The 10,633-nt window shown below is 53.2% G+C and carries 8 protein-coding genes; all 8 read left to right on the top strand.

All coding sequences use genetic code 11. The features are described 5' to 3' along the window. The first annotated feature begins 100 nt into the window (after positions 1-100). Entirely contained in the window at positions 101-466 is a 366-nt protein-coding gene (gene secE / locus B3K78_RS02885) for a preprotein translocase subunit SecE (RefSeq protein WP_204997535.1), read from the top strand. Positions 467-476: 10 nt separating this feature from the next. Then, complete coding sequence (gene nusG / locus B3K78_RS02890; RefSeq protein WP_204997534.1) at positions 477-1,007, top strand: transcription termination/antitermination protein NusG; 531 nt, start codon at positions 477-479, stop codon at positions 1,005-1,007. 94 nt (positions 1,008-1,101) lie between these two features. Further along, positions 1,102-1,533 (top strand): 50S ribosomal protein L11, encoded by a 432-nt coding sequence (rplK, locus tag B3K78_RS02895; RefSeq protein ID WP_027875068.1) that lies wholly within the window; start codon positions 1,102-1,104, stop codon positions 1,531-1,533. Beyond that, entirely contained in the window at positions 1,534-2,235 is a 702-nt protein-coding gene (rplA, locus tag B3K78_RS02900) for a 50S ribosomal protein L1 (protein ID WP_204997533.1), read from the top strand. A gap of 281 nt (positions 2,236-2,516) precedes the next feature. Beyond that, positions 2,517-3,044, top strand: coding sequence for a 50S ribosomal protein L10 (rplJ, locus tag B3K78_RS02905; RefSeq protein ID WP_204997532.1), 528 nt, complete (start codon positions 2,517-2,519; stop codon positions 3,042-3,044). Between the two features lie 56 nt (positions 3,045-3,100). Further along, the gene (gene rplL, locus B3K78_RS02910) at positions 3,101-3,478 is read left to right on the top strand and encodes a 50S ribosomal protein L7/L12 (protein WP_204997531.1); all 378 of its coding nucleotides are present in this window, start codon (positions 3,101-3,103) and stop codon (positions 3,476-3,478) included. Between the two features lie 182 nt (positions 3,479-3,660). Next, the gene (gene rpoB, locus B3K78_RS02915) at positions 3,661-7,737 is read left to right on the top strand and encodes a DNA-directed RNA polymerase subunit beta (protein ID WP_204997530.1); all 4,077 of its coding nucleotides are present in this window, start codon (positions 3,661-3,663) and stop codon (positions 7,735-7,737) included. A 71-nt stretch (positions 7,738-7,808) separates the two neighbouring features. Next, a partial coding sequence (gene rpoC, locus B3K78_RS02920; protein WP_286694239.1) for a DNA-directed RNA polymerase subunit beta' occupies positions 7,809-10,633 on the top strand: 2,825 nt, incomplete at its 3' end.

Here is a 10,633-nt window from a genome sequence, read left to right on the forward strand (position 1 = left end):
GTTGGGGGTTCGAGTCCCTCCTGGCCTGCCACTTACGCTGACACCGCTTCGCGCATGCGAAGTGGTGTTTTGCGCTTAGCAAAAAGGATACGGTCACAAGATGGTAGCGAAGGCAGAAGACGAAAGTCGCCTTGATGGCTTGAAGTGGGTAGTTGTAACCCTGCTGGTTGCCGCAGGTGTTGGCGGCAATATGTACTTCTCCGATGAGTCATTGCTGTATCGCGTAATCGCGTTGCTGGTGCTGGCAGTCGTTGCCGGCTTTGTCGCTGCGCAAACCAGTCGTGGGGCAGCATTTTTTGACCTGCTGAAAGGCGCTCGCAACGAGATTCGCAAAGTTGTTTGGCCGACCCGCCAAGAAGGCACGCAAACGACGTTAATCGTTGTTGCATTTGTGATTGTGGCGGCACTGATTTTGTGGGGGCTCGATACCCTGCTCGGTTGGTTGGCCTCGTTGGTAATAGGCTGAGGGCTAGATTATGGCTAAACGTTGGTATGTAGTTCACGCCTATTCCGGCTACGAAAAAAAGGTAGCGTCTGCGCTGAAAGAGCGCATTGAGCTATCGGGCTTTGAAGACCGTTTTGGAGAAGTGCTTGTTCCCACTGAAGAAGTGGTTGAGATGCGCGGCGGTCAAAAGCGCAAGAGCGAGCGCAAGTTCTTCCCCGGTTACGTTTTGATCGAAATGGAGCTGGATGATGACACATGGCACTTGGTGAAAGAAACGCCTCGTGTCATGGGCTTTATAGGCGGTAAGGCGGATAAGCCTGCGCCGATTACGCAGAAAGAAGCAGACGCAATCCTGCAGCGCGTAGAAAGCGGTGATAAACCCAAGCCCAAAACCTTGTTCGAGCCAGGTGAAATGGTTCGTGTTATTGATGGCCCCTTTAACGACTTTAATGGGGTTGTTGAAGAGGTGAATTACGAGAAAAACCGTCTGCATGTGGCGGTACTGATTTTCGGTCGTTCTACGCCCGTCGAATTGGATTTCGGCCAAGTAGAAAAGACCTAAGCACAACCTGCGTATTGCGCAGGTTTTGAAAGTAACGGGGAGCCGTTGACAGGCCGCGAGGCCCAGAGGCGTTAATACCCAAAAGGAGAAAACAATGGCTAAGAAAGTCCAGGCTTATATCAAGCTTCAGGTGCCCGCAGGCGGCGCTAACCCAAGTCCCCCGGTTGGTCCTGCGCTGGGTCAGCACGGCGTTAACATCATGGAATTTTGTAAGGCGTTCAATGCTCAAACTCAGAGCATGGAAAACGGTATGCCGATTCCTGTCGTTATTACTGTGTACGCTGACCGCAGCTTCACTTTCACAACTAAAACTCCGCCAGCATCATTCTTGCTGAAGAAAGCTGCGGGTGTGAAAAGTGGCTCAGGCACTCCGAACACGAAAAAAGTTGGCAAGGTTAACCGTGCCCAGCTGGAAGAAATTGCAACAATGAAGATGCCAGACCTTACTGCGGCAGATATGGATGCCGCTGTGCGCACCATCGCCGGAAGTGCACGTGCTGCCGGTATCGAAGTGGAGGGTGTGTAAATGGCTAAGTTGAGCAAGCGCCAAAAGGCAATCCGTGAAAAAGTTGTTGCTGGCAAGCAATACGGCATCGAAGAAGCGGTTTCACTGCTGAAAGAAGTTTCTAGCGTTAAATTCAGCGAGGCCGTTGACGTTGCAATCAACCTGGGTGTTGATGCGCGTAAATCAGACCAGGCGGTTCGCGGTGCAACGACACTGCCAAACGGCACTGGTAAAGACGTTCGCGTCGCCGTGTTTACTCAGGGTGAAAACGCTGAAAAAGCAAAGGCTGCTGGCGCAGATTTTGTTGGCATGGAAGAGCTCGCCGAGCAGGTTAAAGGCGGCATGATGGACTTCGACGTTGTCGTCGCGTCACCTGATGCAATGCGCGTAGTGGGTCAGTTGGGCCAGGTTCTGGGTCCCCGTGGCCTGATGCCTAACCCCAAGACCGGCACAGTAACACCCGATGTTGAAACTGCCGTTAAGAACGCGAAAGCGGGTCAGGTTCGCTACCGCACAGACAAAAATGGCATCGTTCACGGCGCTATCGGTAGCATCAAGTTCGACGCTGCTGCGCTTCAGGAAAACCTGGAAGCATTGCTGGCTGACCTTAAGAAAGCTAAGCCTGCGTCTGCAAAAGGTGTTTACCTGAAGAAGATTACGCTTTCTTCTACGATGGGCCCCGGTCTGGTTATCGACCAGAGCAGCTTGTCTGTAGCGAAGTAATCAATAACAGAATTCGGGCTTCGGCCCGGCGCTGGCGTTATGCCGGCAAGACTTTGTGGTCTTTGACAATCGACCTACTGTGTCAAAAGACAAAGACCATCAAAGACCGTAGGTGAGCCGAGGTGTCGTAAGGCATCGACGCTCTTAATAGGTGTGCTGCATGCAGCGTTACCGGCACCGGCCTACGCAGATGGTGGATCGGATTTGTTCACCACATGAACGGCAGCGAGCCTAGGCAAGCTGTCTACGGTAAGTAACTGACAAATCCAGGAGTTATCCAAGTGGCATTAAGACTCGAAGACAAGAAAGCGATAGTTGCTGATGTTAACGAGACTGCCGCGAGTGCACTGTCATTGGTTATTGCTGACGCCCGTGGGTGTTCAGTAGCCGAAATGACTGAGCTCCGTAAGCAGGCGCGGGATTCTCAGGTTGATTTGCGTGTAGTGCGCAACACCCTGGCGAAAATCGCGTTGAAAGGAACGGAATTCGAGTGCGCAGAAGAGGCCTTCAAAGGTCCCTCTCTGTTGGCATTTTCGATGGAAGATCCAGGTGCTGCGGCGCGTATCTTCAAAGATTTCGCTAAAGAAAACGAAAACTTTGAAGTGAAAGCACTGGCGGTCAGTGGCCAGCTAATGGGTTCGGAACAGTTGGATGTATTGGCGAAACTGCCGACGCGCGATCAGGCTCTGTCTATGTTGATGAGTGTGATGTTGGCGCCGGCGACCAAGCTGGTACAGACAATGAACGAAGTCCCAGGAAAGCTGGTACGTACATTGGCTGCAGTTCGCGATCAGAAAGAAGCTGCTTAATCGCAGCTTAGTTAACGATTAATTTTTTCACAATTTGATACAGTAGGGAGTTGAAAATGGCTCTGTCTAAAGACGATATCCTCAATGCAATCGCTGAAATGAGCGTTATGGAAGTGGTTGAACTCATCGAAGCAATGGAAGAGAAGTTTGGCGTAACTGCCGCTGCTGCCGTTGCTGCTGCTCCTGCAGCCGCTGCTGAAGGTGGCGCTGCTGCCGCTGAGCAGACTGAGTTCGACGTAGTTCTGACTGGCGCTGGTGACAAGAAAGTAAACGTCATCAAAGCGGTTCGCGCTATCACCGGCTTGGGTCTGAAAGAAGCGAAAGAAATGGTTGACGGTGCTCCATCAACTGTTAAAGAAGGCGCTTCTAAAGACGACGCTGAAGAAGCTAAAAAAGCACTGGAAGAAGCTGGCGCATCTGTCGAGCTTAAGTAAGTTGCTGATAGACCTGTTTACAGGTCGATCTCAAGCGAGGCTGGTGGGTTTATCCCGCCGGCCTTTTGCTGTTTGAGACATTGGGCCGGGGCGATTGTTCTGGTCAGCGGTGGCTTGACCACCGCGCAAACGATGCCAGCGCCGGTTGCGCAGGGGTCAGGTAATGATGCTGGGGAGTACTGATGGCTTACTCGTACACTGAGAAAAAACGTATTCGCAAGGACTTTGGCAAATTGCCACACGTTATGGACGTGCCTTACCTTCTTGCGATTCAGTTAGATTCTTACAAGAAATTTACACAGCAGGGTATTCCCGCTGCTGAGCGCGGCGAGCACGGCTTGCACGCTGCTTTTAAATCAATCTTCCCAATCGTAAGTTATTCCGGCAATGCAGCGTTAGAGTACGTTGACTATGTGCTGGGAGCACCGGCATTCGACGTGAATGAATGCCAGCTGCGCGGGGTGACCTTTTCGGTGCCGTTGCGCGTTAAAGTTCGGCTGATCATCTACGATAAAGATTCAGCGAACAAAAGCATCAAAGACATTAAAGAGCAAGAAGTCTACATGGGGGAGATCCCCCTGATGACGGAGAATGGTACCTTTGTCATCAACGGTACCGAGCGGGTTATTGTTTCCCAGCTGCACCGCTCTCCCGGCGTGTTCTTTGATCACGACCGTGGCAAGACACACTCCTCAGGTAAATTGCTCTACTCAGCGCGAGTGATTCCTTACCGTGGTTCTTGGTTGGACTTTGAATTCGACCCTAAAGACCTGGTGTACGTGCGTATCGACCGCCGCCGTAAGTTGCCGGCAACTATCCTGTTGCGCGCCTTGGGCATGACCGCGGAAGAAATCCTCGAACTGTTCTTTGACGTCAATACATTTAAAGTATCGAAAGACGGCAAATTCACCATCGCACTGATTCCAGAGCGTCTGCGTGGTGAGGTTGCGACCTTTGATATCTGCGGCAAAGATGGCGAAGTTATCGTTGAAACTGGCCGCCGTATTACCGCGCGTCATATTCGCCAGCTGGAAAAATCCAAGCTGAAAGAGCTGGAAGTGCCCGTTGAATACCTGGTAGGCCGCGCATTGGCGAAAGATGTGGTGGATACCAAGACCGGTGAGGTGTTGTACCCCTGTAACGCCGAAATCACATTGGAGATGGTTGAAAAACTGCAGGAGTCCGGTGTTTCAGAAATTGAGACCCTGTACACCAATGAGCTGGACTGCGGTCCGTTCATCAGCGATACCCTGCGCACTGACCCCACCAATTCAGAGCTGGAAGCACTGGTAGAAATCTACCGCATGATGCGTCCCGGTGAGCCGCCGACCAAAGACTCTGCTGAGAACCTGTTCCAGAACCTGTTCTTCTCAGCTGAGCGTTACGACCTGTCCGCTGTCGGTCGCATGAAGTTCAACCGCCGTTTAGGCCGCGAGGAAATCACTGGCGCAGGCACGCTGGATAAAGACGACATTGTTGCCGTACTGAAGACCCTCGTTGACATCCGTAACGGTAAAGGTGTCGTCGATGATATCGATCACCTGGGTAACCGCCGTATCCGTTCGGTTGGTGAAATGGCAGAGAACCAGTTCCGCGTGGGCTTGGTTCGTGTAGAGCGCGCAGTAAAAGAGCGCTTGTCTATGGCGGAAAGCGAAGGCTTGATGCCCCAGGATCTGATCAATGCCAAACCCGTTGCCGCGGCCGTTAAAGAGTTTTTTGGTTCATCGCAGCTGTCTCAGTTTATGGATCAGAACAACCCATTGTCTGAGATCACCCACAAGCGTCGTGTGTCGGCACTTGGGCCCGGTGGTTTGACGCGTGAGCGCGCAGGCTTTGAGGTTCGCGACGTTCACCCAACGCACTACGGCCGGGTTTGTCCTATCGAGACGCCTGAAGGGCCAAACATCGGTTTGATTAACTCGCTGGCAACTTACGCCCGAACGAACGAGTACGGCTTCCTCGAAAGCCCCTACCGTAAAGTGGTTGACGGCAAAGTCAGTGAAGAAATCGAGTACTTGTCTGCGATCAACGAAGCGGAGCAGGTTATCGCTCAGGCGTCGGCAGCAATGAACGACAAAGGTGAGCTGACCGATGAGATGGTAGCGGTTCGTCACATGAACGAATTCACCGTTATGCCGCCGGAAAAAGTTACCTACATGGATGTCTCTCCAAAGCAGGTGGTTTCGGTTGCTGCGTCGTTGATTCCGTTCCTGGAACACGATGATGCGAACCGCGCATTGATGGGCTCGAACATGCAGCGCCAGGCAGTGCCGACTTTGAAGGCAGACAAACCACTTGTCGGTACAGGTTTTGAGCGCTATGTCGCGTCTGACTCCGGTGTTTGTGTTGTCGCCCGCCGCGGCGGTGTTATCGACAGCGTGGACTCTTCGCGCATCGTTGTACGTGTTAACAACGACGAAGTGCAGTCAGGTCAGCCGCCGGTTGATATCTACAATCTGACTAAATACACCCGTTCTAACCAGAATACCTGCATCAACCAGCGTCCTATCGTTCGCGAAGGTGATGATGTCGTGCGCGGTGATATCCTTGCAGATGGCCCCTCGGTAGATCTGGGTGAGCTGGCTCTGGGTCAGAACATGCGCATCGCATTCATGCCTTGGAATGGTTACAACTTTGAGGATTCTATCCTCGTTTCAGAGCGCGTGGTGAAAGAAGATCGTTTCACAACGATTCACATTCAAGAACTGACGTGTATTGCGCGTGACACCAAGCTGGGCCCCGAAGAGATTTCCTCGGATATCCCGAACGTCGGTGAAGGTGCACTGGCGAATTTGGATGAGTCCGGCATCGTTTACATCGGCGCCGAAGTTGGCCCTGGCGATATTTTGGTGGGTAAAGTTACGCCGAAAGGTGAAACCCAGCTGACGCCAGAAGAAAAGCTGCTGCGTGCGATTTTCGGTGAGAAAGCATCCGACGTAAAAGACACGTCGCTGCGTGTGCCGTCGAGCACGAAAGGCACCGTTATCGATGTTCAGGTCTTCACACGTGATGGTCTGGAAAAAGATAAGCGCGCCCTGGAAATTGAAAAAATGCAGCTCGACCAGTTCCGCAAGGACCTGAACGAGGAATACCGCATTGTTGAAGAAGCGACCTTCGCGCGTTTGCGTAGCTTGCTTGAGGGTCAAAAAGTCCTCAGCGGCCCAGGTCTGAAAAAGAATGACGAGCTGACCAGCGACGTACTCGACGGCCTGAAGAGTGATGACTGGCTGAAGCTGCGCCTGGCAGAAGAGTCAATCAACGCTGCCCTGGAAGATGCCGACAAGCAACTTGGCGAGCACCGCAAGACCTTGGAAGAGCGTTTTGAGGACAAGAAGCGCAAGCTGACAACCGGCGACGACCTGGCTCCTGGCGTACTGAAAATCGTCAAAGTGTATCTCGCTATTAAGCGCCGTATTCAGCCTGGCGACAAAATGGCGGGTCGTCACGGTAACAAAGGTGTTATCTCGGTCATCATGCCTGTAGAGGACATGCCCTTTGACGAAACCGGTGAGCCCGTTGATATCGTTCTCAACCCGCTGGGTGTACCGTCGCGGATGAACGTTGGTCAGATCCTTGAAACCCACCTCGGCCTCGCCGCGAAAGGCTTGGGTAATAAGATCGACACCATGCTGCGTGAACAGCGCAAAGTGGCTGAAGTTCGTGAATTCCTCGGCAAAGTCTACAATGACGGTGCGGGTCGAACCGAAGACCTCGACAGCTTTAGCGATGCGCAAATCATGGAAATGGCGAAGAACCTGAAAGGCGGCGTGCCAATGGCAACGCAGGTCTTTGACGGTGCGAATGAAGCCGAGATCAAGAGCCTGCTGACACTGGCTGACTTGCCAGACAGCGGTCAGCTGCGCCTGTGCGACGGCCGTACCGGTATGGAGTTTGACCGTCCGGTAACCGTTGGTTACATGTACATGCTCAAGCTGAACCACTTGGTCGATGACAAAATGCACGCCCGTTCCACCGGTTCGTACAGCCTTGTTACTCAGCAGCCGCTGGGTGGTAAAGCGCAGTTCGGTGGTCAGCGTTTCGGGGAGATGGAGGTCTGGGCACTGGAAGCATACGGTGCTGCCTACACTCTACAAGAGATGCTTACTGTTAAGTCGGATGACGTTAACGGTCGCACCAAGATGTACAAAAACATCGTTGATGGCGACCAGCGCATGGAGCCGGGCATGCCCGAGTCTTTCAATGTACTGGTTAAAGAAATCCGCTCGCTCGGTATCAACATCGAGCTGGATACGGAATAAGCATCAACAACGATTGGCAAGGGGCGCCGGTTAACGCGGCGCCTATTTAATACCCTTGCGGAGGAACGGCCTTGAAAGACTTATTGAATTTACTTAAGCAGGGACAGCAAACCGACGAATTCGATTCAATTCGTATTGGTTTGGCGTCGCCAGAGCTGATTCGCTCTTGGTCTTTTGGCGAAGTGAAAAAGCCAGAGACTATTAACTACCGTACCTTTAAGCCCGAGCGCGACGGCTTGTTTTGCGCGAAAATCTTTGGCCCCGTCAAAGATTACGAGTGCCTGTGTGGCAAATATAAGCGCCTGAAGCATCGCGGCGTTATTTGTGAAAAATGTGGCGTTGAAGTGGCGCTGGCCAAAGTGCGCCGCGAGCGTATGGGTCACATCGAGCTGGCTAGCCCCGTTGCCCACATTTGGTTCTTGAAGTCACTGCCAAGCCGCATCGGCTTGTTGCTGGACATGACCCTGCGTGACATCGAGCGGATTCTCTACTTCGAATCTTACGTTGTTACCGACCCCGGGATGACTACCCTGGACAAGGGGCAGCTGCTTAGCGATGAGCAGTACTTCGAGGCCATGGAAGAGTTCGGTGATGACTTCACCGCGAAAATGGGTGCCGAGGCGATCATGCACTTGCTCATCGAGCTGGATATGCATGAGGAAATCGAGCGTCTGCGTGAAGAGATTCCCGCGACGAACTCCGAGACAAAAATCAAAAAACTGTCTAAGCGCTTGAAGTTGATCGAAGCGTTGGCAGATTCTGGCAACAAGCCAGAGTGGATGATCCTGCAGGTTCTGCCGGTTCTGCCACCGGATTTGCGTCCGCTGGTACCGCTGGATGGCGGCCGTTTTGCGACCTCTGATCTGAACGATCTGTATCGCCGCGTTATTAACCGTAATAACCGTTTGAAGCGCCTGCTGGACCTGAATGCGCCTGATATTATCGTGCGCAACGAAAAGCGCATGCTGCAGGAGTCTGTTGATGCCCTGCTCGATAACGGTCGTCGCGGTCGCGCTATTACCGGTTCTAACAAGCGTCCGCTGAAATCGCTTGCTGACATGATCAAAGGTAAGCAGGGTCGTTTCCGTCAAAACCTGCTGGGTAAGCGCGTCGACTACTCCGGTCGTTCGGTTATCGTGGTTGGTCCCACCCTGCGCTTGCACCAGTGTGGTCTGCCCAAGAAGATGGCATTGGAGCTGTTCAAGCCGTTTATCTTCGGTAAGTTGGAAGCGCGTGGCTTAGCGACAACGATCAAAGCCGCTAAGAAGATGGTTGAGCGCGAGCCGCCGGAAGTGTGGGATATTCTCGCTGAAGTTATCCGCGAGCACCCCGTGTTGCTGAACCGGGCGCCTACTCTTCACCGTTTGGGCATCCAGGCCTTCGAGCCTGTGCTGATCGAAGGTAAAGCGATCCAGCTCCACCCGCTGGTATGTGCCGCTTACAACGCCGACTTCGATGGTGACCAAATGGCGGTACACGTACCGCTGACACTGGAAGCCCAGCTTGAAGCCCGCGCGCTGATGATGTCGACCAATAACATCCTGTCGCCTGCAAATGGTGAGCCGATCATCGTGCCTTCTCAGGACGTGGTATTGGGTCTGTACTGGATGACGCGCGACCGCGTTAATGCCCTCGGTGAGGGTATGGCGTTCTCAAGCCCGCAGGAAGTACAGCGCGCCTACGCCGGTGGCAAGGTGCACCTGCAAGCACGCATTAAGTGCCGTATCAAGCAAGTGAGCTTCGACGAAAACGGCGAGCGCCAGGAAAATCGCAGCATTGTTGATACCACCGTAGGTCGTGTGGTGCTGTGGCGCATCGTTCCCGATGGCTTGCCGTTTGACCTGGTAAACCAGGCAATGGCGAAAAAGGCTATTTCTCGTCTGTTGAATGAGTGTTACCGCCAAGTTGGCTTGAAGGCCACGGTAATTCTCGGTGACCAGTTGATGTACACCGGTTTTGAGTACTCGACTCGTTCGGGCAGCTCAATTGGTGTTAACGATTTCGAAATCCCCGAAGAGAAGGCGAAAATTGTTGCCGCCGCGGACGCCGAAGTCGTTGAGATCGAAAAACAGTACGCCTCAGGTCTGGTAACGCAGGGTGAGAAGTACAACAAGGTTATCGATATCTGGTCTCGCGCCAATGACTTGGTGTCCAAGTCGATGATGGAAGGCCTGTCGAAAGAAAGCGTAATTAACCGCGACGGTGAAGAAGAGCAGCAAGACTCCTTCAACTCGGTATATATCTACGCTGACTCCGGCGCACGGGGCTCACCGGCGCAGATTCGTCAGCTGGCCGGTATGCGGGGATTGATGGCCAAGCCAGATGGCTCGATCATCGAGACGCCGATTACCGCTAACTTCCGTGAAGGTCTGAACGTACTGCAGTACTTCATCTCGACTCACGGTGCGCGTAAAGGTCTTGCTGATACCGCATTGAAAACAGCGAACTCCGGTTATCTGACTCGCCGCTTGGTGGATGTCGCTCAGGATCTGGTTATCACTGAAGACGACTGTGGTACCGACCACGGCCTGTTGATGACGCCGGTTATTGAAGGTGGCGACATTATCGAAACCCTGGGTGACCGCGTACTTGGCCGTATTGTTGCCAAAGACGTGCTCAAGCCCGGTACAGACGACGTTGCTGTAGAAGCCGGTGTCATGCTCGACGAGAAGGGCGTTATCGAGCTTGAAGAGATGGGTATCGATGAAATCGAAGTTCGCTCGCCCATCACCTGTGACACCAAGCACGGCGTTTGCTCTATGTGCTACGGCCGTGACCTGGCCCGCGGACACCTTGTTAACCGCGGTGAGTCAGTCGGTGTTATTGCGGCGCAGTCGATCGGTGAGCCGGGTACCCAGCTGACCATGCGTACCTTCCACATTGGTGGTGCGGCATC

The organism is Spongiibacter sp. UBA1325, assembly GCF_002306875.1.
Taxonomy (GTDB): domain Bacteria; phylum Pseudomonadota; class Gammaproteobacteria; order Pseudomonadales; family Spongiibacteraceae; genus Spongiibacter; species Spongiibacter marinus.

Bases quoted from the DNA above. Each gene is read 5' to 3' on its own strand.
- secE (WP_204997535.1), top strand. From the start codon at position 101: ATGGTAGCGAAGGCAGAAGACGAAAGTCGCCTTGATGGCTTGAAGTGG.
- nusG (WP_204997534.1), top strand. From the start codon at position 477: ATGGCTAAACGTTGGTATGTAGTTCACGCCTATTCCGGCTACGAAAAA.
- rplK (WP_027875068.1), top strand. From the start codon at position 1,102: ATGGCTAAGAAAGTCCAGGCTTATATCAAGCTTCAGGTGCCCGCAGGC.
- rplA (WP_204997533.1), top strand. From the start codon at position 1,534: ATGGCTAAGTTGAGCAAGCGCCAAAAGGCAATCCGTGAAAAAGTTGTT.
- rplL (WP_204997531.1), top strand. From the start codon at position 3,101: ATGGCTCTGTCTAAAGACGATATCCTCAATGCAATCGCTGAAATGAGC.
- rpoB (WP_204997530.1), top strand. From the start codon at position 3,661: ATGGCTTACTCGTACACTGAGAAAAAACGTATTCGCAAGGACTTTGGC.